Consider the following 25,401-nt stretch of genomic DNA (forward strand, 5'->3'; position numbering starts at 1 on the left):
TTCGTATTCGGTCACTGGATGGCCGCCGCGCCGGAAACGATCTCGGAGATTTCCTGGGTAATGGAAGCCTGCCGAGCCTTGTTGTAGACCAATTGCAGTTCATCGATGAATTGCCCGGCATTGTCGGAAGCGCTTTTCATCGCCACCATTCGAGCCGCCTGTTCGCAGGCCTTGTTCTCCACCAAGCCTTGGAAAACGATCGATTCTATGTAGCGAGTCATCAGGTCATCCAGCACTTCCTTGGCGTCCGGTTCGTAGATGTAGTCCCAGTGGTGTCGAAGCTCTTCTTCCGCCTCTTCCACGTCGACCGGCAAAAGCTTTTGAACCACCGGTCGTTGGGTCATGGTATTGACGAATTCGTTGAAGACCAGATACACCTCGTCCATTTCCACTTGGTCGTACTTATCCAGCATGACTTTGACGGGACCCAGAATGTCCTCCAAATGAGGCTGATCTCCGATCTGGGTATTCTGGGCGACGATCTCGGCCCCGATTCGGGAGAAAAAGGATGCCCCTTTTTGACCGATCACGCTCATTTCCAAGGATAAGCCCATTTCTTCCCATGCCCGCATCCGTTGCAGCAATCCGCGGAAAAGGTTGGCGTTCAATCCGCCGCACAGGCCCCGGTCGGTGGAAATCAATACGATCCCGACGCGTTTGCCCTCGCGGGGCAAAAGATAGGGATGCCGGTATTCCGGATGGGCGTGGGCCAGATGGTGGATAATTTGACGCATCCGCTCCGCGTAGGGCCGGGTCGCCTGCATGCGATCCTGGGTCTTGCGCATCTTGCTCGCGGCGACCATTTCCATGGCCTTGGTGATCTTCTGAGTATTCTTGATACTCTCGATCTTGGTGCGTATTTCTTTGCCTACAGCCATGAGCCCTTACCACGTATGGGTTTGCTTAAAATTCCGAATCGCCTCGTGCAATTGGTCCGCAACCTGGTCGTCGTAGGCACAGGTCTCGTCGATCTGCTTGATGAGATCCGCCTGCTCCGACTTCATGTAATCCTGCAAGGCATCTTCGAAATCGCGTACCTTGTTCACCGGGATATCGTCCAGATAGCCCTGGTTCGCGGCAAACAGGGAAACCGCCTGCTCGGCCACCGACATGGGCTTATACTGGGCTTGCTTCAACAACTCGGTTACCCGCTGCCCACGTTCGATCTGCTTCCGGGTGGATTCATCCAGGTCCGAGGCAAATTGAGCGAAGGCCGCCAGTTCCCGGTACTGGGCCAAGTCGAGACGAATGCCGCCGCCCAGTTTCTTGATGATCTTGGTTTGCGCCGAACCGCCCACGCGAGATACCGAAATCCCCGGATTCACCGCCGGACGGATACCCGCGTTAAACAAATCCGATTCCAAGTAGATTTGCCCGTCGGTGATGGAAATCACATTGGTCGGAACGAAGGCCGAAACGTCGCCGGCTTGGGTTTCGATGATCGGCAGGGCGGTCAAGGAACCGGTTTGACCCTTGACCTTGCCGTCGGTCAATTTTTCCACTTCGTCGGCGTTGATGCGCGCGGCCCTTTCCAGCAAGCGGGAGTGGAGATAGAAAATAACCCCCGGATAAGCTTCGCGCCCCGGCGGCCGGCGCAGCAACAGGGACACTTGGCGATACGCCCAGGCCTGCTTGGTCAGGTCGTCGTAGACGATCAGCGCATCTTCGCCCTTGTCCCGGTAGTATTCGCCCATGGCGCAACCGGCGTAAGGGGCGATGAACTGGAGGGCGGCCGCTTCGGCGGCCGTCGCCGCCACCACCGTAGTGTATTCCATCGCGCCGTTCTCTTCCAGTTTGCGCACGATGGTGGCGACGGTGGATTGCTTCTGACCCACCGCGACGTAAATACACTTAACCCCGGTGCCTTTTTGATTGAGGATGGTATCGATGGCGATCGCGGTCTTGCCGGTCTGCCGGTCGCCGATGATCAGCTCGCGCTGACCCCGGCCGATGGGGATCATGGAATCGATCGCCTTGAGGCCGGTTTGGAGCGGCTGATCCACCGATTGGCGAGCGATCACCCCCGGAGCGATCTTCTCGATGGGAGAATAATCCCGGGTTTTCAACGCCCCTTTGCCGTCGATGGGACGCCCCAAGGCATCCACCACCCGGGACAGCAAGGATTCGCCCACCGGTACTTGGAAGATCTTGCCGGTGCATTTAACGCTGTCGCCTTCGGCCAAGTGCTCGTAGGCGCCCATGACCACCGCACCCACCGAATCGCGCTCCAAATTGAGCGCCATCCCGAAGGTATCGCCGGGAAATTCCAACATTTCCCCGTGCATGACGTCTTCCAAACCGTGGATGCGAACGATGCCGTCGGTGAGACTGACGATCGTACCCTCCGTACGCGCTTCCACGCCGGCTTCGAATTCCTTGATCTTGTCTTTGATCAGATCGCTGATTTCCGCTGGATTCAGTTGCATAATTCCTGTCTCACTTAAGCTTTGAGTCGTTTTGCCAAACGTTCGAGCTGCCCTTTCACCGAGCCGTCGATCACCTTATCGCCGGCCTGGATCACGATCCCGCCGATCAACGCCAGGTTGTGCCGGGCGTCCAGACGGATCTTCTTGCCCAGCTTTTTTTCCAGGGCGGCGGTCAACGCGGCCCGATCATCTTCGGCCAACGGATAGGCGCTGACGACCTGAACCTCCGCGTAACCCTCGTGTTCGGTCCGGTACTGCTCGAACAGATCGCGAATCGGGTCCACCAGGGTAATGCGGTTGTTGTGTACCAGCAGCTTGACAAAATTCTCGCCTTCCCGATCTAGATAGCCTTTGCCGATGTCGAGCAATAAACGCTCGAATGCTCCCTTTTCGACTTTTGGGTTGACCGCCGCCCAAGCCAGTTCTTCATCCTTCATGGCCAGGGCCAAAAATTCCAGCATCCGCGACCATTGCTCGATGGTTCCGGCTTCCCGGCCCTGTTCAAACACCGCTTCGGCGTAAGGCCTCGCCAGGGTTTTCAATTCGCTCATTACGCTTGTTCCAGTTGCTTGGTCACGTCGTCCAGAATGCTCCGGTGCTTGGCCTGGTCAATTTCTTCCCGCAGAATTTGTTCCGAGGCCGTTACCACCAATTGTGCCACCTGATCGCGCAATTCCTCCCTGGCCTGCTGAACTTCCCGCTCGATTTCGGTTTTGGCCGCGGCAATCAGACGCTCTCCTTCCAGGCGCGCATTCTCCTTGGCGTCTTCGACAATTTCGTTGGCACGCTTCTGGGCCATGCCCACGATTTCGTTGGCTTGCTCCTTGGACTCGTGAATCACGGTTTTAGCCCGCTGCTCGGCGAGCTCCATTTCATGCTTGCCGCGTTCCGCGGCGGCCAAACCATCGGCTATTTTCTTTTTGCGCTCTTCCAATGCCTCCATCAGGGGCGGCCACACAAACTTCATGGTGAACCACACCAGAAGTGCAAAGGTGATCATCTGCCCCAAGAGGGTAATGTTAATACTCACAACCCCTCGCCTCGTTTAATTCGTCTGTTGGTTTAATCCGTTGCCGCTGGGCACCGGCTGATTAACCGCCCGTAATCGGTGACAGGAACGGATTGGCGAACGTGAAGAACAGCGCCATCCCCACGCCGATCATGGTCACCGCGTCCAACAGGCCGGCGACGATGAACATTTTCACCTGCAGCATGGGAACCATTTCGGGTTGACGGGCCGCGCCTTCCAGGAATTTACCGCCCAACAGTCCGAAACCGACGGCGGTTCCCAGGGCGCCCATCCCCAGCACCAGGCCCACGGCAATCGCGGTCAACCCTTGAATGTCAGCAATCAAAGCCAGATTTTCCATCATTTCCTCCGTTTTAGTCGTTTGGTCAAGATCAAATCAATGGGACGCGTGCGCCATGCTCAAGTAGACAATGGTCAGCACCATGAAGATGAATGCTTGCAGCGTGATGATCAGAATATGGAACACCGCCCACGGAAAGCTCAACAAGGGCTGAATATACCAAGGCATCAACGCGATCAAGATAAAAATCAACTCGCCGGCGTACATGTTGCCGAACAGACGCAGGGCCAACGAAACCGGCTTGGCGACCTCTTCCACCACCCGCAACAGCACGTTAAAGGGCATGAACCAAATGCCGAAAGGCTGGAGCAGGATTTCTTTGGTGAACTCGAGTGGCCCCTTCACTTTGAAGCTGTAAAAAATAATTAGGCAGAATACCGACAGCGACATGGCGAAGGTGGCATTGAGATCGGTGCTCGGAACCACCCGCAAATAGGGCGTGCCTTCCAACGCCGCGATGGTGGGCAGTAAATCCACCGGAATCAAGTCCATGAGATTCATCAAGAACACCCAGCAGAAGATCGTCAAGGCCAAGGGCGCGATGAGCTCGTTGCGGCCGTGGAAAGTATCTTTCACTTGGGTGTCGACGAATTCCACCAACATTTCGGCGAAATTCTGAATCGGTCCGGGAACTCCGGAAACGGCACGCTCGGCGGCATATTTGAAGGTCAAAATGAAAACCAGCCCCAGGACCGCGGAAAAAAACAGGGTGTCCAGGTGCAAAGTCCAAAATCCATCGCCCGCCTTCAGGGGGGTCAAGTGGTGAACGATATACTCGGTAGCGCTTTTGGCTGCCATATTTCCTCACTTTGGTTTTTTATTCAACAGGAGCGCGAACCAGAACACGCCCAAAACCGCCACAAATCCCGCGAACAAGGGCAAAAACACGATTCCCGGCAAACGCAGCACCAGGAAAAACAAGGCGGCGGTCAGCGCCAATTTGACGATTTCACCCAAGTAAAAACCGCGCACGACCTGGCGAGGCGATTTCCCCTCGCTGCGGCTGATACGCAGGGCGAAATAGGCATTGGGAATGAGCGCGATCATTCCCCCCAGCGCGGCCGATTTGGCCGCTTGCCAGCCGAACCCGGCCAGCACCCCCAAAAAGACCACCGCAAGTACCGCGGCTTGCATGTAGAGAATCCTGCCGATTTCGGCGGCGACGTTTACGCCCATCGCTTATCTCCACACGCAAACAAACTCGGGATTCTATCGACCCGTCCCCGCAAAATCAAGCTGAGATGGGTATTAACGAAACCGTTCCAGCAGCCCCTCCAACTGATCCAGGCCGCTGTAATTGATCACCAGACGACCCTTGCCCTGCTTGCCGTGACGGATGACCACCTTGGCCCCCAAGGTATCGGTCAGTTCGTCCTGCAATCGCTTGATATCCGGATCCATCGGGACGGAAGGAGGGTCAGTGGCGCCGTTTTGCATCTTTTTCACCCACTGTTCGACGGCGCGGACGGTCATTTTTCCGTCGGCTACTTGCAATGCCACCGCCGCCTGTTGTTCCCCGGTCAAACCGAGCAGGGCCCGGGCATGGCCCATTTCGATCCGGCCTTCGGACAAAAGCTTCTTGACTTGGGGGTGCAGTTCCAGCAACCGAAGTAGATTGGTGATGGTGGTACGCGATTTTCCCACCGCTTCGGACAATTGCCGGTGGGTCATGTCGAATTCCTCCAGGAGCCGGCACAAAGCATCGGCTTGTTCCAAAGGACCCAAATCCTCCCGCTGGATGTTCTCGATCAAGGCCAGCGCCAGGGAGGCCCGGTCGTCCAGTTGGCGCACCACCACCGGAATTTCCGTCAATCCGGCCATTTGCGCCGCCCGCCAACGCCGCTCGCCGGCAACCAATTCGTAACGATCATCGTTGCCGGCGGCTCGAACCACCACCGGTTGAACCACGCCGTGGGTTTTGATCGAATCGGCCAATTCCCGGAGGCGATCCAGATCGAAATCCTTGCGCGGCTGAAACGGATTGGTTTCGATGCGCTCCACCGAGATCGTTTGGGGCGTCGCCGGCGTATCGCTCAACACCGAATCGCCCAGAAGCGCATCCAAGCCCCGTCCCAAGCCGCGTTTTTTAACCGCCATGTTTTACCCCTCCCTGACGTTTGATGATTTCACTCGCCAATGCCAGATAGGCAAGGGCGCCCCGGGAAGATTTGTCGTAGTGAATCACCGGCAAACCGTAACTGGGCGCCTCCGCCAGCCGCACGTTACGGGGGATGCAGGTGCGCAGCAGTTGGGAACCGAAATGGGCTTTGAGTTGTTCCGAAACTTCCTTGGTGAGACGACTTCGGGGGTCGTACATGGTACGCAGCAGACCTTCCATCATTAACCCCGGATTCACCGTCCTACGAACGTTGGCCAGGGTATCCAATAAAGCCGACAAGCCTTCCAAGGCATAGTATTCGCATTGCATCGGAATCAAAATCGAATGGGCCGCCACCATGGCGTTCAGAGTCAACATGTTGAGCGACGGCGGACAGTCGATCAAAATATATTCATACCGATCCCGGCAGGGCGCGAGCGCATTCGCGAGACGTCGTTCGCGTCCCTCGGCCTGCATCAGCGCCACCTCGGCGGCGGTCAAATCGGCGTTGGAGGGAATTAAATCGAATTTCAATTCCGATAGGGAAAGAATGATCTCCTCGACCGGAGCTTCGCCCAGTAGCAGATCGTACGTGCTTTTTTCCAAATCATTTTTGTTCACCCCGCATCCCATAGTAGCGTTGCCTTGCGGATCGATGTCCACCAACAGGATCTTGCGTTTAGTGAGCGCCAGGGAGGCGGCCAAATTGACGCTGGTGGTCGTTTTTCCGACACCGCCTTTCTGATTGGTGATCGCGATGATTTTCTGCTGCGCAGGTGTTCGAGTCGTCATTAATGTCAGTGTTGCGTGATTTCGATCAGATGACGCTCCGCCTCGAGACCGGGCACCCGAAGCGGCATGACACGATGCCTTCGATCGGCGAGCGCCGCCAGCTCCTTTTCCGGGTAACGTCCTTTCATAGCCAGGAATTTCCCTCCCGGGGCCAAAAGATGATGACTCTGGGCAAAACCGCGACCGGCGTCGGCAAAAGCTCGGGTGACGATGGTATCGAATCCCGGCTCGGCTGCATAGTTTTCGATCCGGGCGTGAATCGCCTCCACGTTGGTCAGTCCCAACTCGAGCGCCATCTGACGTACGAAGCGAATTTTTTTCGCCGCCGCATCCAACAGCACGAAGCGCAACGCCGGGAAGAAAATCGCCAGAGGCAAGCCGGGAAAGCCGCCGCCGGTGCCCACGTCCAGGATGTCGGAGCCGCGTAAATAGGGATGGATGGCCAGGCTGTCCAACACGTGAACGGTGACGAATCCGGTCTCGTCTTTCACCGCGGTCAAGTTCACCACCCGGTTCCAGCGCACCAGTGACCGGTACAGCAATTGGATCTTGCCGATTCGATCCGGGGTGGGAGTCAAGCCCAGATCTTCCAGCCCCTCGGTCAATAAAGACGCAGCCATCAGGCGCTCTTTTCTTCCGGTTTACTCCGGTTTTTCTTCATGTGAACCAGCAGCAGGGAGATTGCCGCCGGAGTCACCCCGGGAATGCGCGAGGCCTGTCCCAGCGTCGCCGGTTTCTGGAGCGTCAGTTTTTCGCGTACTTCCTGGGACAATCCGATGACGTTTTGGTACTCCAGATCTTCCGGCAGCCTTAAATCCTCGTATCGCTGGGTGCGCTCGATTTCGATCCGCTGGCGCTTGATGTAGCCGGCGTACTTGAGCTGGATTTCCACTTGCTCGACCACTTCGGGCTCCCAATCCGCCCCATCCCGCCGGACCCAGGCCAACAAACGATCGATGCCGACCTCGGGCCGGCGCAGCAACTCCGCCAAATTGGCCTCGCGTTGCAGGGGGGTGGTCAAAATCTCCGCCAACCGCTCCGCCTTCGCGCTGTCGGGTTGAATCCAAGTCCGCTCCAAATCCTTCTGCAAGAGGCCGATCGCCTCCCGCTTGCGTTGGAAGGCTTCCCACCGGACGTCATCCACCACGCCCAGTTCCCGACCTTTTTCGGTCAAGCGCAAGTCGGCGTTGTCCTCTCTCAACATGAGTCGGTATTCGGCCCGACTGGTAAACATCCGGTACGGCTCCTGGGTCCCCCGGGTGATCAGATCGTCGATCAAAACCCCCAGATAGGCTTCGTCCCGGCGGGGCCACCAAGGCGCCAAATCTCGGGCCTGGCGGGCGGCGTTGAGGCCGGCGAGAAGTCCTTGGGCGGCGGCTTCCTCGTAGCCGGTGGTGCCGTTGATCTGGCCGGCGAAAAACAGGTTGTCCATCGCCTTGGTTTCCAGGCTCGGTTTGAGTCCCCGCGGATCGAAAAAATCGTATTCGATAGCATATCCCGGCCGGGTGATATGGGCCTTTTCAAATCCCCGGATGGAACGGATAAACGCCACTTGCGCATCGAACGGCAAACTGGTGGAAACCCCATTGGGATAGACTTCCGGCGTCTCGAGGCCTTCCGGTTCCACGAAAATCTGATGGGAATCGCGCTCGGCGAAACGCACCACCTTATCCTCGATGGAGGGACAATAGCGCGGCCCCCGGCCCTCGATGGCGCCGCTGAACATCGGCGAGCGATCCAGGCTTTCGCGAATGATCTCGTGGGTGCGGGAATTGGTGCGAGTGATATGGCATCCCCTTTGGGTAGGATGCTCATCCACCCGCCCCAGATAGGAAAACACCGGAGTGGGCGTATCGCCGGGCTGCTCGGCCATTTCGCTGTAATCCAGGCTGCGGCCGTCGAGACGCGGGGGCGTGCCGGTCTTGAGCCGAGCGACTTGAAAATCCAATTCCCGCAGACGCCGGGCCAAGGCATTGGAGGGGCTGTCGCCGGCACGACCGCCTTGATAATTCGCCTCCCCCACATGAATGACGCCGCCCAAAAAGGTTCCCACCGTGAGCACCACGCACCGGCTGCGGAAGCGCAAGCCCATTTGAGTGATTACCCCGGCGGCCCGGTCGCGCTCGACGATGAGGTCGGCAACCGTCTGCTGGAACAGCCACAAATTGGCTTGATGCTCCAGGGCTTGCCGTACCGCTTGTTTGTACAAAGCGCGGTCGGCCTGGGCGCGGGTCGCCCGCACCGCCGGTCCCTTGGAGGCGTTGAGAATCCGAAATTGAATGCCGGCCCGGTCGATGGCACGGGCCATCAACCCGCCCAAGGCATCGATTTCTTTGACCAAATGGCCCTTGCCGATCCCGCCGATGGCGGGGTTGCAACTCATTTGTCCCAGGGTTTCGATATTTTGCGTCAACAGCAGGGTTTTGGCGCCGCTGCGGGCGGCGGCCAAGGCTGCTTCGGTGCCGGCGTGGCCGCCCCCGACCACGATCACGTCAAACACTTGGTTAAATTCCATCGCTTGCGCTAGTCTTCAAGTCTTGATTTGGAAAAATATTATACAGTGCTTCCATGAATGAATTGTCACGTCGTTTTCTCGACGCCGTCTCCGAAGTGATTTTGGGCAAACGCCATCAAATCGAATTGGCCTTTTGTTGTCTTCTCGCCCGCGGCCATCTCTTGATCGAAGACATTCCGGGAGTCGGCAAAACCACCCTTTCCCATACCTTGGCCAAACTGTTGGGTTTGAGTCATCAACGGATTCAATTCACCAGCGATCTTTTGCCCGCCGACATTCTCGGGGCAATGATCTATGACGAAGAAAAACGGGGATTCCGATTTCACGCCGGCCCGATTTTCCATCAAGTGGTATTGGCGGATGAAATCAATCGGGCCTCCCCCAAAACCCAGAGCGCGCTGCTCGAAGCGATGGAAGAGTATCAAGTTTCCATCGAAGGCAAAACGCATTCCCTACCCGAGCCGTTTTTCGTCATCGCCACTCAAAATCCCATTCACCAAACCGGGACTTTTCCCTTGCCCGAATCCCAGCTGGATCGCTTTTTAATGCGAATCAGTCTCGGTTATCCGGATCCCGAAGCCGAACGCGCGCTGTTCAGGGGCCGAAACCGCTCCGAGTTGATTCCCCGATTGTCTCCCTGCATGACGCCCCAACAATTATTAAGCCTGCAGCAACGGGTCAAGGAAGTCCATGTGGCCGATCCTTTATTGGAATATGTCCAGTCTTTGCTTGGCTACAGCCGCCAATCGGCGGAATATGCCCTGGGTTTGTCGCCGCGGGCCGGTTTGGCCTTGCTGCGGGCGGCGCAAGGGTGGGCTTTTCTGCAGGGCAGAGACTGCGTCTATCCCGAGGACGTGCGTACCGTTTTGGCACCGGTGACCGCCCATCGTCTGCAAACCGACGTCACCGTGGGTGACAGCGAAGCTTGTGTTCGGCCGCTATTGGAATACGTCGCCATTCCCTGAGCAATGAGCGCCGTTCGATCCGAGCCCTTGACTCCCGAAAATATCAGCTTCCGGCCGAACCGCAAAAGTCTGGGATTAGTCATGTTATTGGTCTTGTTGTGGATCACTTCGGCCAACTACAACAATAACCTGGGATTTATTCTGACTTATCTATTGGCGGGCATGGTGCTGGTTTCCTCTTGGCACACTTATCGCCATCTGGCGGGTCTCGAATTTCGGTGTGCGCCCATCGCCCCGGTTTTTGCCGGTCATCAAGCTCAATTGCAATTAGAGATAGCCAATATTTCCGCCAAGCCTCGCTATCAAATCCGGATCGACCACCCAGGATCATCTGCCCTTAGCATCTCCTTGGCTTCCGGCGAACGGCGGCAGCTGAAACTCGCCCTGCCCATCAATAAACGCGGTCGTCATAAGACCGGATCTATTGTCCTCAGTTCAACTTTTCCGCTGGGTTTCTTCCAGGCGTACGCCACCCTGGATCCGGAGCGAGAATGGTGGATTTATCCCCGACCGGCGCCGGTACGGATTCCTTTTCCGGCCACACTCGGGAAAAAGTCGGATGAATTGGATTTCAATGGATTTCGCCCCTATCGGCCCGGCGATCCCTTGCGTCAGATTTATTGGAAAGGGTTGGCCAAAAAACAAAAATTACAAATCCTATGTTATGAACCGGCTACCGATTTCGAGCATTCCGCATGGTTGGATTGGCGCGCAACGCCGGGCAGGGACATCGAATATCGTCTACAAATCTTATGCCGCTGGTTGTTGGAAGCGGAGCGTTCCGGACAAGCCTACGGTTTGCGCTTACCGCAGCAAACCATTCCTCCCGATCGCGGATCCCCCCACTTGCACCGTTGTTTGAAAGCCTTGTCTCAATTCCCCCATGGTTGATTCCACCGTTTCCCGCTTCTCGAACGTCCAAATCCAGATACTGCTTTGGACTTTATTGATCTTGGTATTGCCACATTTCTTTCATTTGCCTTGGAGTTCGACGCTTGTTTTTTTGTCGCTCTGGGGCTGGCGGTTGTGGGGATGCCGCTTTGCCGGCAGTTTGCCGCGGGGGCGCTGGGTTCCCTTCCTGGCTTTGATCGCCGCCGCGCTGGTGATCGTCTCTCGGCATGGCGCCGTCGACCTGGACACCAGCACCGGTCTGTTCGTGTCCGGCTTGGGATTGAAGCTCATGGAACTCAATCAATCCCGGGATATTTATTTGACGATTTTTTTAGGATGGTTCGTCGCCCTGACGCAATTTTTGTATGACCAATCCTTCTGGATGGTGGGTTATGCCCTGACGACCGCGCTCTTGTTGACCGGGGTATTGATTCGACTCAACATCTCCATGCGTCCGGCCTGGAAAACCGTCTGGCAAATCACCCTGAGCCTATTGTTACCCGCCTTGCCGATTGCGGTGCTGTTGTTTTTGTTTTTTCCCCGCGTAACCGGCCCCTTTTGGCGGTTGCCGTTGACGAACCAAGCCCAAACCGGCTTGAGCGATGTCATGGAGCCCGGTTCGATCGCCGACTTGACCACCAACCGGGAAGTGGCGTTTCGCGTGGAATTTGAAGGCGCGCTCCCACCGCCCGAAATGCGCTATTGGCGTGCCCAGGTTTTTTGGCGCCTGGAAGGTGGCCGCTGGTCCTCCATCCCCACCGCGGAACGCCCCATAAAAGCACCGCCGCCCGGTTCCGGAGCGACGTATCACTACACCATCACCCAAGAACCCCATCATCGTCATTGGCTGTTTTCCTTGGGAATCCCGAATTCCATCCCCGCCGAAGCGATTCTGAACCGTTCCTTGGTACTCAGCAGCCGCAATCCGGTGCACGAACGAATTCGTTATTCTCTGATTTCCCATGTTCACTCCCGGATACCCCCCTTGAGCACCCGGGAACAGCACTGGGCGCTGCAACTCCCCGCGCCGCCCCCTTCGCGGATCGATGCGCTCGTTTCGAATTGGCACAACCGAACCCAAACTCCCCAGGGCATCGCCGGACAGGTCTTGGATTTTTTTCGCGACCACGGCTTCGTCTACACCTTGCATCCGGAAAGGTTGTCATCCCAAAATCCCATCGAGCAGTTTCTATTCGATACTCGCCGCGGATTCTGCGAACACTACGCCTCGGCATTTGTTTATTTGATGCGCGCCGCCGGGATTCCCGCACGGATCGTGGGTGGTTATCTAGGCGGTTTTTACAACCGGACGGGAGACTTTCTCGAAGTCTATCAATCCAATGCCCATGCCTGGGCAGAAATTTGGGTGCCGAAACGCGGGTGGGTTCATTACGATCCCACCCAAGCGGTAGCCCCCTGGTATGTCGAACACGAACTCGATATGCCGGATCCGGCCTCCTTGAATGCATCCGCTCCGGAGGAAATCGGATCGACTTCGACAGCTGTCGCTCCCCTTTCCGTCTGGAAGGGCCTGAATCGCCAAATCCATATCGTTTGGTCCAGCGTGAATCACGGTTGGCACCGCTGGGTGTTGAATTACGGCGTAGGCTCACAAACCCGACTGTTCCAATATCTGCGTTCGCAAGGCTGGATGGGAATAAAGATTCTGTTGGGGATACCCTGCGCGATCATTCTCATCCGGCAAGGGTATCGCTGGAGAGAATATCGGCGTCGCCCACCGGCGGTTAGACACTATGAACGACTCTTAAAGCAATTACAACGAAAAGGCGTTTCCAAACGTCCTCATGAGGCGCCCCGGGAATTCGCCCGACGTGCCCGCCTCCTCGTGCCGGATCGGTCCGAGCCTATTGAAGATTTCACCGAAGGTTATTTAGCGGTTCGATACGGGAAAAGGAACGATCCCCAATAGATTATTAATTAAATATATTCCTTAAGAAAAGAATTGTTTGTTATTGGTGAGAAAAAATCCGGTGGATAAGGCTAAAATATTATATATATCAACACTTTATACAGATAACAACTTGTCTCTAAGCATGTGGATAAAATGTCATTTCCTGTGAATAAATTGGGGAGTAATTTTTATCCACAAGTTATTACTCGAATTATCCCCAAATTTTACACAGAACATTGAGTTTTAAAGCTATCCAGGTTAAGATTCAGTTCATCTGCTAATTTCTGCTAATTTTTCCCAAGGTTGTTTTATGCAAGTTACTGAAAATAAAGTCGTTTCCATTCATTACACCTTGAAAAACGATGCGGGTGAGGTGATCGACAGCTCCAGCGGTCGCGATCCGCTCAGCTACCTTCACGGCATCGGCAATATCATCCCGGGATTGGAAAAGGCTCTGGAGGGTAAAAACAACGGTGAGCATGTGGATGTGAGCATCGCGCCCGCAGATGGTTATGGTGAACGGAACGAAGCCTTGATTCAGAAAGTGCCCCGCAGCGCTTTCGAAGGCGTGGATAAGATTGAGCCGGGCATGCAGTTTCAGGCGCAAACGCCGAATGGAACGCAGGTGTTGACAGTGGTCGAAATTCAAGACGATGAAGTCGTCGTCGACGGCAATCATCCTCTGGCCGGAGAAACCCTGCATTTTTCGGTGGACGTGACCGACGTTCGAGAGCCAACGGAAGACGAATTATCCCACGGCCACGCTCATTGATCTCAATTGTCGCAGTTCAAGGGAATGGTTCCATTCCCTTGAACTGCTGCTCTCCCAACCCGTAAACGGTTCCCGTCCCCTCTAAGTAAACTGCCCGCCACTTCCGCTAGCCAGCAAGGCGCGTAAGCGGTTATCCTTGTTCCCCTAATAACGACGTATTAACTGACTGCCTTTCATTCGATCGCCGTGATCGGTGGACTGCGACGGCAATCTACAAGGGGAGACCATGCAAAATTGGAAACGCTTAGGGCTACTGATAAGTGCTGGAATCCTGATTCTGGCGCTGTTAGTGCTGGTTGTCGCCATTTCATTGAGCCACTTTCTCATCGAGCTGTGGTGGTTCTTTTCCCTCGACTACGGTGGATATTTTTGGCTGCGTCTACTCTATCGATACATTCTCTCGGGGGGTGTGACGCTCGGCTTCTTCGCTTTGTTTTTTGGAAATTTCTGGATCGCTTCCCGCTATCTCGGGGTAGAGACGCCTAAAAAAGGCCGTTACAGCATTCTCGAGCGCTTCCAAACCGGTGCGATGGAGGTGTACACCCCGCTTGCCCTGGTAATGGCGATCATCTTGGCGGTGCCTTTCTATCAGCAATGGGAGTCGGGACTGTTATTCTTCTTCGGTCCGCTGACCGGCATAGAAGATCCGGTCTTCGGCAATGATGTCACCTTCTATCTGTTCCGCTTGCCCATTTTTCTGATGATCCAGAGGGGGCTGCTGATCACGTTCCTTTTGTTATTGGTCGCCAGTTCGATTTTGTACTGGATCGAGAACCGAGTGATCAGCGGCAAAAAAGACGTCACTTTTCCCACCGGGGCCAAAATCCACCTGACCGTGCTGGCGGTATTGTTGACGTTGGTCGAAGGATGGCGATTCATGCTGGACAGATTCTCCCTCCTTAAAGTAGACACCCACGAACCGGTGTTCTTCGGTCCCGGTTTTGTGGAAATGCGTTTTCATCTCCCCCTGATTTGGTTATCGCTGTTTTTTTTCTTGGGATTTGCTTTTTCCGTCATTGTTTATTTTCACCGTCGCCGTGGAATGACGGTAGGTGTTTCTTTTCTGATTTGCTTTTTCATTGCGGTGGGATTGCGCCATGTGCAAATAATTCCCGATTTGCTCGAGAAGTATATCGTCAAGGCCAATCCGGTGACGACCGAAGGTCGCTTCATGAAAAACAACATAGAAGCGACTTTGCACGCTTATGATTTGGATCAAGCCACCACGATTAATTTTAAAATCAGCGGTCAACCGGAAACCGATATCGCCGAGGAAATCGAGAATTACATCACCAACATCCCGGTATGGGATGAGACCTTCCTTAAAGATGTGTACAACCAAATGCAGGGACTGCGTCCCTATTATGAATTTCCAGCGGTGGATGTGGCTCGCTACCCCATTCAAGGCCGAGTCCAGCAGGTCAATTTAGGTGCCCGGGAAATAAATTTGATCAAACTACCTCGCGAAGCGGCTGAAACTTGGGAAAATCAGCACCTTCGCTACACCCATGGCTATGGGATCGTGATGACGCCGGCCGCCCAGGAAGGGGACCGTCCCATGACCTGGTATCTGCGGGATTTGACCTTGAATTCGCCGGTGGGATTTCAAATCAAGAACCCGAATATTTATTACGGAGAAGGGACGCTTCCTTACGTGCTGGTACCTAACCAACTGGAGGTGACCGAAATCGCTGGCGCTGGCACGCGGTTGGCACCGAAGGAATATCACGGCGGGGAAGGCGTCGAAATAAAATCCTTGTTCCGTAAGTTGATCGCCGCGGTTCACTTTCAAGACCCCAAGATATTTTTGTCCATCAATATCACCGAAGAGAGCAAGCTGCGCATTCACCGAAATATAATGGAGCGAATCCATCAATTGGTTCCTTATCTGACTTTGGATAGCGATCCTTATATCGTAACCGACCAAGATCGTCTCTATTGGATAGTGGATGCCTATACGACTTCGGCTTGGTACCCGGTTTCCAAACCCTCTCGATTACCCGAGCGAAGATATTCAAACCATACTGAAGAGATCAATTACATCCGTAATTCGGTCAAGATTGTCATCGACGCCTACGACGGACATGTGGATTTATATATATCGGATCCGGATGCTCCCATCATTAGGGCCTACGATCGGGCTTTTCCCGGAGTTTTCAAACCGATCGGCGCGATGCCTTTGGCATTGCAGGCCCAACTGCGTTATCCCCGGGATATTTTTCATCAACAGATGCAGATCTATGCCAAGTACCATCAACGGCAACCGGAGCTGTTCTATCAACAAGCGGAAAGCTGGAATTTCGCCCAGGTCAAGGACGTATCCAAGAAGCCCTATTATCTGACGGTTCAATTGGTGGAGCAGTCCCATCCGGAGCTGCAATCTTTCGTGCAAATCAGTCCCATGACCCCCATCGGACGCGATAACCTCAGCGCTTTAAGTATCGCCGGTGTGCGCGATCTGACCGAGAGTCCCTATCAGCCGGAATTGGTGGTGTATAAATTCGGCAAGGAGGTTCAGGTGAACGGCCCGGCTCAAATCGATGCCTTGATTGACCAGAGCCCCGAAATTTCCCGGGATTTCACCCTCTGGGATCAGCGCGGCTCCCAGGTCAAGCGCGGCCGGATCATCGTGCTTCCGGTGGGCCACTCCATACTTTACGTGCAACCGGTCTATCTGATCGCCGAAGGGCAGACCAAAATCCCCCAATTGACGCGGGTGATCGTTTCCATGGGCGATGCGGTGGTTATGGAGCGTACCTTGAAGGAAGCGTTCGACAAACTGCGTCGTTTGCTGCAGGAGCAGACTGAAAAGGAAACGGAGATGCGCTTGAACGAGCAAACCTGATGCGCTCATCCTGAAAAAGATTTTGTGAGGATTCCCCTCCCCTGCCTCCTCAATAGAGAAGCAGGGGAAGGGATCTGGGGAATGGGTCGATGGCGGGGTTGGAGGCGAAATCAAACGGTCAATGTTTGGATGCCGTTTTCATCGCCAAGGAGCACCACGTCGGCCGGTCGCATTGCGAAAATTCCCATCGTGACCACGCCGGGAATATTGTTGATGGTCTGTTCCATCTCAATTGGCTGGAGTATCTCCAGGTTATGGACGTCGATGATCTGGTTGCCGTTGTCGGTAATGAAACCTTCGCGCAACTGGGGGCTTCCGCCCAGTTTTACCATCTGGCGGGAAACATAACTGCGAGCCATGGGAATCACTTCGACGGGAAGGGGAAATGCACCCAGCACGTCGACTTTTTTACCCGCGTCGGCGATGCAGACGAACTTCCGGCTGGCTGCGGCGATGATCTTTTCCCGAGTCAAGGCGCCGCCCCCGCCTTTGATGAGTTGCAAGTGGGGATTGATCTCGTCGGCGCCGTCGATATAAATATCCAGATCTCCCACACTGTTGAGGTTCAGAACCGGAATACCGATTTTTTTCAAAAGTTCGGTGCTGGCGTCGGAACTGGATACCGCGCCCTCGATGTTCGATTTTCGCTCAGCCAGAAGTTCAATGAAATGATTGACCGTGGATCCGGTCCCGATCCCCAAAATGGAAATGCCATCGATGTATTTCAACGCCGCTTCTGCGGCTTTACGCTTGAGTGCATCTGCTGAACTCACGTGCCTACTCCTTGAGATTAATCAAATAAACGATAATAACGACCTTGGAAAGGGATTACCAATTCAGCGCTGGCGTGTTTCTTTCGAAGAAGCGGCTTGTTCGGCGAAGGCGAGAATGAAATGCCAGTGCTCCGGATCGACGGGCATGACCGATAAGCGATTGCCTTTCTTAAGCAGGCGAAATTCCGCCAGTTCCGGATGGACTTTCATCTCCGGCAAGGTCACCGGATGGCTGAATTTTCGTTCCAATTGGACATCCACCATGTACCACCGGGGATGATCGGAAGTGCTTTTGGGATCGAAATAGGGACTGTCGGGATCCCAAGCCGTATGATCGGGGTAGCCCGAACGGACGATTCGAACGATTCCGACGATCGCCGGCGGCTTGCAATTGGAGTGATAGAAAAAAGCGAGATCCCCCACCCGCATTTGGTCTCTCATGAAATTGCGGGCTTGGTAGTTGCGTACCCCGTCCCAGTGATCGGTTTGATGGGGACTGCGGGCTAGATCGTCGATACTGAAAGCCGAAGGCTCGGATTTCAGCAACCAATAAGCGGGGCCGGAATGATTCATCGCTTGGAATAGGGATCAGAAGCAGCATCCCCCGCCTGCGCCGTAACCGCCTTTTGCTCTTGAACCGGAAAGTTCAAGTGGGGACTCAGGACAACGATTCAGGCTTTCCGCTCGGAGGCGGACATGCTCAACATCGCTCTCACTTTCGTTCCCTGGGTTTTAAATTAGGCTCAAGAAGTAACCCAGGCCGTTTCGAACGCTGCAGGGGATACCGAGGTTGGTATTCTACACGAACTTAAGGATTTGGCCAGACCTTTGATCGGGAGGTTAAGCTCTGTTGATATTTGGAGGGAAAGCCCATTAAAAATTTTTTTTATCCAGTATGAGTTGGTCCACCAATTGGTTTAAATCGCCGATGCGTTGCTGCAGGCGATTTTGCTGTTCGGCATGATGGCTGTGCTGCTGGATCAGTTCATGGGCGATATTCAGAGCCGCCATGATCGCGATTCGGTCGGTGCCGATGGTATTGCCGGCGGCGCGAACGGCGCGCATTTCCGCATCCAGCCGTTCGGCAGCGGAAATCAACCGGTCTCGCTCCCGGGAATCGCAGCGTAATTTGTATTCCCTCCCTAGAATATGGATAGTAATGGCTTCCCTCGAAGGAGGGTTCATATCGGAGGATTCAACGATTGTAGACGCTCCAACATTTGTTTCACCCGTTCCCGGGCCGAACGAGATTGGGCCAAATATCGATCCCGCTCGACAGACAGGTCGTTTATTTGTGCTTTCAATCGCCGGTTTTCACGCCGAAGCTCGCGGCATAATTCTGCTAGCTGCTCCAATCTTTCTCCGAGTGCTTCCAATTCACATTCGGGGTCCCGTCCGGCAGTCACGTCAAGCAGGTCTCAGACACGTCAATCAATGTTAGCATTAGCATAAGGCAACCAGGTTACCAGGTCCATCGATGACTGATCATCCAAAAAACGATTTTCACGCCACTTTGGAAGCCATCCTGACGGTTTCCGGGCATCCCTATCCGGCATCCGAGATACACGGTGCCTGGACCGGACTGCTGAGCGGTCGACCGGATATTTCCTTCGAGGAAGCCTCCCGGCGCTTGGCGGAAATTCTACCCGTCCAGGACGAAAAGGCTTTTTCCGTGTTAAGGGAGGTATTCACCCTGATTCGACAGGCCTTGAACGACGAACACTTCGGTTTCGCCTTATGGTTGCCCGACGAGGACGTGCCCCTGCAGGAAAGAGCGGCCGCTTTGGCCTATTGGTGCCAGGGGTTTTTGTACGGTCTGGGGGTATCCGGCGGTTCCCCGGATGCCTCCCAGGTTGAGGAAATTCTGCGGGATTTTCGGGAAATCGCGCAGTTGGATGCGAGTTTGGTAAACGACGATAAAGAAGAGGAGGAGGAAGCCTGGATGGAATTGGTGGAATTTGTGCGCGTGGGGGCACAATTGATCTATACCGAGGCGCATTTGCAACAGGCCCGGGAGAAATCGGATGGAGAATGAGGTTTTCGCTCGCCGTCGAGCCGGTTTTTTGACTCGGATCGGGGAGCGGGATGCCGCGGTGTTGGCGGCCGCTCCATCGCGGCCGCGCAATCGCGATGTGGAGTTTCCTTTCCGGCAAGACAGCGATTTTTATTATTTGACCGGTTTTGCCGAACCTCACGCGGTGGCGGTATTTCTGCCGGGCCGCAAGAAAGGTCGGTTCGTATTGTTTTGCCAGGAATACGACGAACGCAAAGCCATATGGGAAGGGCGTCACGCCGGCTTGAAAGGTGCCCGGAAAGATTACGGGGCCGACGAGGCGTATTCCTTGGATGAAATCGATGCGGTGATGCCCGAGCTGTTGGCCGATCGCGAACGCCTTCATTGCGGTTTGGGGAAAAATCCGGAGTTCGATCGGAAGTTATTGGATTGGGTCGGAGCGGTCAAAGCTCGAGCCCGGGCCGGGGTGCGAGCGCCGGAAGCCTTGATCGATCTGGACCGGGTGCTCCACGAGATGCGCTTGCTCAAATCGCCCGAAGAAGTGGCCGTGATGCGGCAAGCCGCGGAGATTTCCGCCAAGGCGCATCGGCGGGCGATGCAAATGTGCCGACCCGGCATCTACGAATACCAGATCGAGTCCGAAATCATCCATGAATTCATGCAGGCCGGCAGCCGCTCCCCCGCCTACCCCAGCATCGTCGCCGGCGGACCCAATGCCTGCGTGCTCCATTACACCGAAAACAACCGGCAACTGAAGGCGGGGGGGTTGCTGTTGATCGATGCCGGCGCCGAGTACGATTACTATGCGGCCGACATCACCCGGACTTTTCCGGTGGATGGTCGCTTCACCTCACCCCAGCGGGCCATTTACGAATTGGTTTTGGAGGCGCAGCAAGCGGCCATCGAAAAGGTTCGCCCCGGCAACCATTGGAATCAACCCCATGAGGCGGCGGTGAAGGTTTTGGTCAAGGGACTGGTGAAGCTGAGCATCCTGGAGGGCCGCCCTTCCCGCTTGATCAAAAAAGAGGCCTACAAGGATTTTTATATGCATCGCACCGGCCATTGGTTGGGCATGGATGTTCACGACGTGGGAGACTACAAACGGGACGAAGAATGGCGAGAGTTGCAGCCGGGCATGGTATTGACGGTGGAACCGGGGCTGTACATCGGTCAGCGCTGCAAGGAAGTCTCCAAAAAATGGCGCGGCATCGGGGTGCGGATCGAAGACGATGTCTTGGTGACCGAAGACGGTTGCGAGGTCTTGACCGAAGCGGTTCCGAAAACGGTGGAAGAAATTGAAGCGCTGATGGAGGACGGGCGTGAAAACGTATGACGTCTTGATCGTCGGCGGAGGCTTGGCCGGCGCAAGCTTGGCCTTGGCCCTGGAACCGTTGGGTTTGAAAATCGCTCTGGTGGAGGCGATTCCCGCCACACAGCGTTCCGCTTCTCCCTCCGGGGATCGGGCACTGGCTTTGGCCAAGGGATCGGTGGAAATTTTCCAGGAATTGGGAATATGGTCCGAGGTTCGGAGTCGGGCAACCCCGATCGAGCATATCCAAGTGTCCGATCGGGGGCATTTCGGCAAGACCCGTCTTCATGCCCGGGATATGGGTGTGGAAGCTTTCGGTCAGGTGATCGCCGCGCGCGATTTGGAAGCAGCCCTCGCCGGCGCTTGCGAGAGGGGGGGAATGGAGATCCTTTGCCCTGCTCGGGTAAGTGGACTGGAAGTCGTCTCCGATGCGGTGGAAGTGTCTCTTTTGCGGGACGAGCAGGCACTTCATTGCCGCGCCCGCTTGGTGGTCGCCGCCGACGGAGGGCAATCCAAGGTGCGTCAATGGGTGGGAATCGGCCAACAAGTTCATCATTACGGCCAGATCGCCCTGGTCAGCACCGTCCGATCGGAACTGCCCCACCATTTTACGGCTTACGAACGATTCACCCCCTCCGGGCCGTTGGCGCTTCTACCTTTAACAAGAGGAAACAGCGCCTTGATTTGGACCCATTCCATTAAGGAAGCCCGAATGGCTCAAGCCATGCCGACGGATCGTTTCGAGCAACGCCTGCAAAAGACCTTCGGTTGGAAGTTGGGACGTTTGAATTTGGTCGTCCCCGTCCGCGGTTTCCCGCTTCGTTTAATTCGAGCCGATCGTTTGTTTTCGGAACGAGTCGCCTTGGTGGGAAACGCCGCCCATCAACTCCATCCCGTGGCGGGACAGGGATTCAACCTGGGGCTCAGGGATGTGGCCGTATTGGCCCGATTGTTGACGGAGCAGGTGCAACGCAAAGGTGATCCGGGCGCGTTTACTTTATTGGAACGTTATGCCCGCCTGCGTGCCTCCGATCATAATCGGATTATCGGTTTCAGCGATGGCTTGGTTCGTTGGTTCCTGCCCTCCTTGCCTCCGTTGGCCTTGGCGCGTAATTTGGGGTTAGTGGCCCTCGATCATTGGATGTACGGAAAACGCGCTTTCGCGCGACACGCCATGGGGATGGCCGGGGTTTCAAAGTAAGCTGATTCGGCATGGAGTGGCGGACGCTTAGGTTTGACAGAAAACTGGGCATAGCCGGGGTTTCCCCCTATGAGACCGTCGTCGCCAAACAGATGGGCCGATGGTTCGAATGGCCCATGTTGCTGCTTGCACTTCTAATTCCCATCCGTTGGTATTTCGAATACAAAGGGGGATTGGCTCCGGAATGGATTCCTCTTTTGAATCGGGGCATCTGGGGGTTGTTCATGCTGGAAACCCTGATAGTAACCTTTTGTGTTCGGGACAAATCCAGATATCTGCGAAGCAATTGGTTGAACCTTCTCATTATCGTGACGATTTTTCCTCCCCTATGGCAGTACGCGCCTCTGCCAGCATCCTTGCGATTGATCCGTTTGCTTGTCCTGGTGGATGTCTACATCCGGATGATCAAGGCCATATACGAAATTCTCCGTCGCAACAGCCTGGGCACGACCTTGTTGGCCTCCGCCATCATCATCATGATTTCCGGAGTCATGATTTTTATTATGGATCCGGCTTTTTCGTCTCCCTTCGAAGGGGTTTGGTGGGCCTGGGTGACTGTCAGCACGGTGGGTTACGGCGATTACGTGCCCGTCTCGACGGTCGGTCGCATCTTTGCGGTTTTTTTGATTCTATTGGGAATGGGCCTGTTTGCGCTTCTGACCGCCCATATTTCGGCCGTTTTGATCGGCCGGGTAGACCACAATTTGGATAATGTCGGTCGCGAGGTGGAACAATTGGAAGAGGATGAGGCCGGAGTGCAACTTAGATTGGAACGAATTGAACAGCGACTGAAACGGATTGAAGCGCTGATGCAAAAAAAGCTTGACGGCTGAAGAGCGGGTCTATAGAATCTTGCGTCTTGCCTGGCCAGGGAGGCCGGGGCCGAGGGATAGGGTCGTCAGGGTTGAAAGAAAGTTGACCCGGAGGCTTGACAGAGAGGGAGTTTGTGATAGGATAGTTTGTCTCGCCGGAGCGGTGAGGGTCTTGAAGAAAGAGGCCGAGTTCTTTAACAAATCGATCGAATCATCCGTGTGGGTTCTTGATTGAGTCGTCCGGGCGAAGATAATTTTTTGCTTTGGATGAAGAGTTTGATCATGGCTCAGATTGAACGCTGGCGGCAGGCCTAACACATGCAAGTCGAGCGGCAGCAGGCCCTTCGGGGTGCTGGCGAGCGGCGGACGGGTGAGTAACGCGTGGGAACCTGCCCCTTGGTGGGGGACAACCCGGGGAAACTCGGGCTAATACCGCATACGCTCTACGGAGGAAAGCGTGCCTCTGCTTGCAAGCACGCGCCGAGGGATGGGCCCACGTCCTATCAGCTAGTTGGTGAGGTAACGGCTTACCAAGGCGACGACGGGTAGCTGGCCTGAGAGGGTGGTCAGCCACACTGGGACTGAGACACGGCCCAGACTCCTACGGGAGGCAGCAGTGGGGAATATTGGACAATGGGGGCAACCCTGATCCAGCCATGCCGCGTGAGGGAAGAAGGCCTGCGGGTTGTAAACCTCTTTCGGATGGGACGAAGGGTTTGCAGGTTAATAGCCTGTGAATTTGACGTTACCTTCAGAAGAAGCACCGGCTAACTCCGTGCCAGCAGCCGCGGTAATACGGAGGGTGCAAGCGTTAATCGGAATTACTGGGCGTAAAGCGTCCGTAGGCGGTTTGCTAAGTCTGATGTGAAAGCCCCGGGCTTAACCTGGGAATTGCATTGGAGACTGGCAGGCTAGAGTCTGGTAGAGGGTGGTGGAATTCCCGGTGTAGCGGTGAAATGCGTAGATATCGGGAAGAACATCAGTGGCGAAGGCGGCCACCTGGATCAAGACTGACGCTGAGGGACGAAAGCGTGGGTAGCAAACAGGATTAGATACCCTGGTAGTCCACGCCCTAAACGCTGTCGACTAGCCGTTGGAAGAGCTTATCTTTTGGTGGCGTAGCTAACGCGATAAGTCGACCGCCTGGGGAGTACGGCCGCAAGGTTAAAACTCAAATGAATTGACGGGGGCCCGCACAAGCGGTGGAGCATGTGGTTTAATTCGATGCAACGCGAAGAACCTTACCTGCCCTTGACATCCTGGGAATCCTGCCGAGAGGCGGGAGTGCCTTCGGGAACCCGGTGACAGGTGCTGCATGGCTGTCGTCAGCTCGTGTCGTGAGATGTTGGGTTAAGTCCCGTAACGAGCGCAACCCTTGTCCTTAGTTGCCATCGGTTCGGCCGGGCACTCTAAGGAGACTGCCGGCGATAAGCCGGAGGAAGGCGGGGATGACGTCAAGTCATCATGGCCCTTATGGGCAGGGCTACACACGTGCTACAATGGCCGGTACAGAGGGAAGCGAAGCAGCGATGTGGAGCGAATCCCAGAAAGCCGGTCGTAGTCCGGATTGCAGTCTGCAACTCGACTGCATGAAGTCGGAATCGCTAGTAATCGCGGATCAGCCATGCCGCGGTGAATACGTTCCCGGGCCTTGTACACACCGCCCGTCACACCATGGGAGTTGGCTGCACCAGAAGCCGGTAGCCTAACCTTCGGGAGGGCGCCGTCCACGGTGTGGTTGATGACTGGGGTGAAGTCGTAACAAGGTAGCCGTACCGGAAGGTGCGGCTGGATCACCTCCTTTCAGATACGCTGGGTCGGCTGGATTGAGGGCCCACACGGATGATTCGATGGACGTCTGTCGGTGGCGCTGGGAAGCGGGAGTGAGGCGACAGACCGGAAAGGTTTTGGGTCTGTAGCTCAGTTGGTTAGAGCGCACCCCTGATAAGGGTGAGGTCGGAGGTTCAAATCCTCCCAGACCCACCATCACTGGGGCCATAGCTCAGCTGGGAGAGCGCCTGCCTTGCACGCAGGAGGTCGGGAGTTCGATCCTCCCTGGCTCCACCAAGAGACACCATGATCGATCTTTAACAATTGGGTAAAACTGTACACTGTATGGAAGTGCCTATAGACCCTTTGGGGTTATAGGGTCAAGCGAGAAAGCGCATACGGTGGATGCCTAGGCGGTAGGAGGCGAAGAAGGACGTGGTAGCCTGCGAAAAGCCTCGGGGAGCTGGCAAACAAGCTTTGATCCGGGGATGTCCGAATGGGGCAACCCGATTGCCATCAGGCAATCATCCCGGTTTATCCGGGAGGCGAACCCAGGGAACTGAAACATCTAAGTACCTGGAGGAAGAGAAATCAACCGAGATTCCCTCAGTAGCGGCGAGCGAACGGGGAAGAGCCTGGCACGATTTAGCTTTCAGTTTAGTGGAACGGTCTGGAAAGTCCGACCTGAGGGGGTGATAGTCCCGTACACGAAAGGCTGGGAGTGGAACTAGGCGTGCGAACAAGTAAGGCGGGACACGTGTTATCCTGTCTGAAGATGGGGGGCCCACCCTCCAAGGCTAAATACTCCCTACCGACCGATAGTGAACCAGTACCGTGAGGGAAAGGCGAAAAGAACCCCGGAGAGGGGAGTGAAATAGAACCTGAAACCGTATGCGTACAAGCAGTCGGAGCCTGTCTTCGGACGGGTGACGGCGT

Annotated in this window: 23 protein-coding genes, 2 tRNA genes, 2 rRNA genes and 1 other RNA gene (1 of these 28 running past the window's edge); 13 read left to right on the top strand and 15 right to left on the bottom strand. The window is 55.4% G+C overall.

The annotated features are described in order from the left end of the window. Window positions 1-11 precede the first annotated feature (11 nt). The 11 genes from atpG to mnmG form a co-directional block, all read right to left on the bottom strand. Window positions 12-878 (bottom strand): F0F1 ATP synthase subunit gamma, encoded by an 867-nt coding sequence (gene atpG / locus H035_RS0117060; RefSeq protein WP_022950166.1) that lies wholly within the window; start codon window positions 876-878, stop codon window positions 12-14. Between the two features lie 6 nt (window positions 879-884). Beyond that, window positions 885-2,426 (bottom strand): F0F1 ATP synthase subunit alpha, encoded by a 1,542-nt coding sequence (gene atpA / locus H035_RS0117065; protein ID WP_022950167.1) that lies wholly within the window; start codon window positions 2,424-2,426, stop codon window positions 885-887. Window positions 2,427-2,440: 14 nt separating this feature from the next. Then, window positions 2,441-2,977 (bottom strand): F0F1 ATP synthase subunit delta, encoded by a 537-nt coding sequence (locus H035_RS0117070; RefSeq protein WP_022950168.1) that lies wholly within the window; start codon window positions 2,975-2,977, stop codon window positions 2,441-2,443. Beyond that, entirely contained in the window at window positions 2,977-3,456 is a 480-nt protein-coding gene (locus H035_RS0117075) for a F0F1 ATP synthase subunit B (protein WP_022950169.1), read from the bottom strand. The genes H035_RS0117070 and H035_RS0117075 overlap by 1 nt, the downstream gene beginning before the upstream one ends. 61 nt (window positions 3,457-3,517) lie before the next feature. Next, complete coding sequence (gene atpE, locus H035_RS0117080; protein WP_022950170.1) at window positions 3,518-3,796, bottom strand: F0F1 ATP synthase subunit C; 279 nt, start codon at window positions 3,794-3,796, stop codon at window positions 3,518-3,520. A gap of 36 nt (window positions 3,797-3,832) precedes the next feature. Then, window positions 3,833-4,594, bottom strand: coding sequence for a F0F1 ATP synthase subunit A (atpB, locus tag H035_RS0117085; protein WP_022950171.1), 762 nt, complete (start codon window positions 4,592-4,594; stop codon window positions 3,833-3,835). 6 nt (window positions 4,595-4,600) lie between these two features. After that, window positions 4,601-4,972, bottom strand: a complete 372-nt coding sequence (locus tag H035_RS0117090; protein ID WP_022950172.1) for an ATP synthase subunit I — start codon at window positions 4,970-4,972, stop codon at window positions 4,601-4,603. Window positions 4,973-5,044: 72 nt separating this feature from the next. Beyond that, window positions 5,045-5,893 (bottom strand): ParB/RepB/Spo0J family partition protein, encoded by an 849-nt coding sequence (locus H035_RS0117095; RefSeq protein WP_022950173.1) that lies wholly within the window; start codon window positions 5,891-5,893, stop codon window positions 5,045-5,047. After that, complete coding sequence (locus tag H035_RS0117100) at window positions 5,883-6,686, bottom strand: ParA family protein (RefSeq protein ID WP_022950174.1); 804 nt, start codon at window positions 6,684-6,686, stop codon at window positions 5,883-5,885. Before H035_RS0117100 ends, H035_RS0117095 begins: the two co-directional genes overlap by 11 nt. A gap of 5 nt (window positions 6,687-6,691) precedes the next feature. Beyond that, entirely contained in the window at window positions 6,692-7,306 is a 615-nt protein-coding gene (gene rsmG / locus H035_RS0117105; protein WP_022950175.1) for a 16S rRNA (guanine(527)-N(7))-methyltransferase RsmG, read from the bottom strand. Beyond that, window positions 7,306-9,201 carry a tRNA uridine-5-carboxymethylaminomethyl(34) synthesis enzyme MnmG gene (mnmG, locus tag H035_RS0117110; protein WP_022950176.1) on the bottom strand — a complete coding sequence of 632 codons (1,896 nt, stop codon included), beginning with the start codon at window positions 9,199-9,201 and terminating at the stop codon, window positions 7,306-7,308. The genes rsmG and mnmG overlap by 1 nt, the downstream gene beginning before the upstream one ends. Before the next feature lie 53 nt (window positions 9,202-9,254). Between mnmG and H035_RS0117115 the strand changes: the two genes are divergently transcribed. The 5 genes from H035_RS0117115 (at window position 9,255) to H035_RS20525 (ending at window position 16,586) form a co-directional block, all read left to right on the top strand. Then, entirely contained in the window at window positions 9,255-10,166 is a 912-nt protein-coding gene (locus H035_RS0117115) for an AAA family ATPase (RefSeq protein ID WP_022950177.1), read from the top strand. A gap of 81 nt (window positions 10,167-10,247) precedes the next feature. Then, entirely contained in the window at window positions 10,248-11,057 is an 810-nt protein-coding gene (locus tag H035_RS20515; protein ID WP_161624044.1) for a DUF58 domain-containing protein, read from the top strand. After that, a complete protein-coding gene (locus H035_RS20520) occupies window positions 11,050-12,987 on the top strand; it encodes a transglutaminase TgpA family protein (protein WP_022950179.1) in 1,938 nt (645 codons plus the stop codon). Before H035_RS20515 ends, H035_RS20520 begins: the two co-directional genes overlap by 8 nt. 292 nt (window positions 12,988-13,279) lie before the next feature. Continuing rightward, the gene (locus H035_RS0117130; RefSeq protein WP_022950180.1) at window positions 13,280-13,741 is read left to right on the top strand and encodes an FKBP-type peptidyl-prolyl cis-trans isomerase; all 462 of its coding nucleotides are present in this window, start codon (window positions 13,280-13,282) and stop codon (window positions 13,739-13,741) included. Between the two features lie 226 nt (window positions 13,742-13,967). Further along, window positions 13,968-16,586 carry a UPF0182 family protein gene (locus H035_RS20525; RefSeq protein WP_022950181.1) on the top strand — a complete coding sequence of 873 codons (2,619 nt, stop codon included), beginning with the start codon at window positions 13,968-13,970 and terminating at the stop codon, window positions 16,584-16,586. Between the two features lie 110 nt (window positions 16,587-16,696). Here the strand turns inward: H035_RS20525 and rpiA are convergent, their stop codons facing one another. The 4 genes from rpiA to H035_RS0117150 all read right to left on the bottom strand — a co-directional run bounded on the left by rpiA (window position 16,697) and on the right by H035_RS0117150 (window position 18,544). Further along, window positions 16,697-17,359 (bottom strand): ribose-5-phosphate isomerase RpiA, encoded by a 663-nt coding sequence (rpiA, locus tag H035_RS0117140; protein WP_022950182.1) that lies wholly within the window; start codon window positions 17,357-17,359, stop codon window positions 16,697-16,699. A gap of 63 nt (window positions 17,360-17,422) precedes the next feature. Next, window positions 17,423-17,932, bottom strand: a complete 510-nt coding sequence (locus H035_RS0117145) for an EVE domain-containing protein (RefSeq protein WP_022950183.1) — start codon at window positions 17,930-17,932, stop codon at window positions 17,423-17,425. 24 nt (window positions 17,933-17,956) lie between these two features. Further along, window positions 17,957-18,143, bottom strand: a non-coding RNA gene (gene ssrS / locus H035_RS21620) — 6S RNA. A gap of 89 nt (window positions 18,144-18,232) precedes the next feature. Then, a complete protein-coding gene (locus H035_RS0117150) occupies window positions 18,233-18,544 on the bottom strand; it encodes a cell division protein ZapA (RefSeq protein ID WP_022950184.1) in 312 nt (103 codons plus the stop codon). Window positions 18,545-18,836: 292 nt separating this feature from the next. On the opposite strand from H035_RS0117150, the gene H035_RS21080 reads away from it, so the two are divergent. From H035_RS21080 to H035_RS0117190, 8 genes are all read left to right on the top strand, one after another. After that, on the top strand, window positions 18,837-19,394 hold the full coding sequence (locus tag H035_RS21080) for a UPF0149 family protein (protein WP_022950185.1): 558 nt from the start codon (window positions 18,837-18,839) through the stop codon (window positions 19,392-19,394). Next, entirely contained in the window at window positions 19,384-20,706 is a 1,323-nt protein-coding gene (pepP, locus tag H035_RS0117160) for a Xaa-Pro aminopeptidase (protein ID WP_022950186.1), read from the top strand. The genes H035_RS21080 and pepP overlap by 11 nt, the downstream gene beginning before the upstream one ends. Continuing rightward, window positions 20,693-21,883, top strand: a complete 1,191-nt coding sequence (gene ubiH / locus H035_RS0117165; RefSeq protein WP_022950187.1) for a 2-octaprenyl-6-methoxyphenyl hydroxylase — start codon at window positions 20,693-20,695, stop codon at window positions 21,881-21,883. The genes pepP and ubiH overlap by 14 nt, the downstream gene beginning before the upstream one ends. 92 nt (window positions 21,884-21,975) lie before the next feature. Continuing rightward, window positions 21,976-22,716 (top strand): potassium channel family protein, encoded by a 741-nt coding sequence (locus H035_RS20535; RefSeq protein ID WP_022950188.1) that lies wholly within the window; start codon window positions 21,976-21,978, stop codon window positions 22,714-22,716. 243 nt (window positions 22,717-22,959) lie between these two features. Next, window positions 22,960-24,499 (top strand): 16S ribosomal RNA (locus tag H035_RS20540). Between the two features lie 105 nt (window positions 24,500-24,604). Further along, window positions 24,605-24,681: transfer RNA gene (locus H035_RS0117180), tRNA-Ile, on the top strand. A 5-nt stretch (window positions 24,682-24,686) separates the two neighbouring features. Further along, window positions 24,687-24,762: transfer RNA gene (locus tag H035_RS0117185), tRNA-Ala, on the top strand. An 81-nt stretch (window positions 24,763-24,843) separates the two neighbouring features. Next, window positions 24,844-25,401: ribosomal RNA gene (locus H035_RS0117190) — 23S ribosomal RNA — on the top strand; it runs 2,342 nt beyond the window's last position. Together the 16S and 23S rRNA genes with 2 tRNA genes alongside form the textbook arrangement of a ribosomal RNA operon.

The sequence above is a fragment of the Methylohalobius crimeensis 10Ki genome, assembly GCF_000421465.1.
GTDB lineage: Bacteria > Pseudomonadota > Gammaproteobacteria > Methylococcales > Methylothermaceae > Methylohalobius > Methylohalobius crimeensis.

Excerpts from the sequence above, each read along its gene's own strand:
- atpG (WP_022950166.1), bottom strand. The coding sequence starts at position 878 with ATGGCTGTAGGCAAAGAAATACGCACCAAGATCGAGAGTATCAAGAAT.
- atpA (WP_022950167.1), bottom strand. The coding sequence starts at position 2,426 with ATGCAACTGAATCCAGCGGAAATCAGCGATCTGATCAAAGACAAGATC.
- H035_RS0117070 (WP_022950168.1), bottom strand. The coding sequence starts at position 2,977 with ATGAGCGAATTGAAAACCCTGGCGAGGCCTTACGCCGAAGCGGTGTTT.
- atpE (WP_022950170.1), bottom strand. The coding sequence starts at position 3,796 with ATGGAAAATCTGGCTTTGATTGCTGACATTCAAGGGTTGACCGCGATT.
- atpB (WP_022950171.1), bottom strand. The coding sequence starts at position 4,594 with ATGGCAGCCAAAAGCGCTACCGAGTATATCGTTCACCACTTGACCCCC.
- H035_RS0117090 (WP_022950172.1), bottom strand. The coding sequence starts at position 4,972 with ATGGGCGTAAACGTCGCCGCCGAAATCGGCAGGATTCTCTACATGCAA.
- H035_RS0117095 (WP_022950173.1), bottom strand. The coding sequence starts at position 5,893 with ATGGCGGTTAAAAAACGCGGCTTGGGACGGGGCTTGGATGCGCTTCTG.
- H035_RS0117100 (WP_022950174.1), bottom strand. The coding sequence starts at position 6,686 with ATGACGACTCGAACACCTGCGCAGCAGAAAATCATCGCGATCACCAAT.
- rsmG (WP_022950175.1), bottom strand. The coding sequence starts at position 7,306 with ATGGCTGCGTCTTTATTGACCGAGGGGCTGGAAGATCTGGGCTTGACT.
- mnmG (WP_022950176.1), bottom strand. The coding sequence starts at position 9,201 with ATGGAATTTAACCAAGTGTTTGACGTGATCGTGGTCGGGGGCGGCCAC.
- H035_RS0117115 (WP_022950177.1), top strand. The coding sequence starts at position 9,255 with ATGAATGAATTGTCACGTCGTTTTCTCGACGCCGTCTCCGAAGTGATT.
- H035_RS20515 (WP_161624044.1), top strand. The coding sequence starts at position 10,248 with ATGTTATTGGTCTTGTTGTGGATCACTTCGGCCAACTACAACAATAAC.
- H035_RS20520 (WP_022950179.1), top strand. The coding sequence starts at position 11,050 with ATGGTTGATTCCACCGTTTCCCGCTTCTCGAACGTCCAAATCCAGATA.
- H035_RS0117130 (WP_022950180.1), top strand. The coding sequence starts at position 13,280 with ATGCAAGTTACTGAAAATAAAGTCGTTTCCATTCATTACACCTTGAAA.
- H035_RS20525 (WP_022950181.1), top strand. The coding sequence starts at position 13,968 with ATGCAAAATTGGAAACGCTTAGGGCTACTGATAAGTGCTGGAATCCTG.
- H035_RS0117145 (WP_022950183.1), bottom strand. The coding sequence starts at position 17,932 with ATGAATCATTCCGGCCCCGCTTATTGGTTGCTGAAATCCGAGCCTTCG.
- H035_RS0117150 (WP_022950184.1), bottom strand. The coding sequence starts at position 18,544 with ATGAACCCTCCTTCGAGGGAAGCCATTACTATCCATATTCTAGGGAGG.
- H035_RS21080 (WP_022950185.1), top strand. The coding sequence starts at position 18,837 with ATGACTGATCATCCAAAAAACGATTTTCACGCCACTTTGGAAGCCATC.
- pepP (WP_022950186.1), top strand. The coding sequence starts at position 19,384 with ATGGAGAATGAGGTTTTCGCTCGCCGTCGAGCCGGTTTTTTGACTCGG.
- H035_RS20535 (WP_022950188.1), top strand. The coding sequence starts at position 21,976 with ATGGGCCGATGGTTCGAATGGCCCATGTTGCTGCTTGCACTTCTAATT.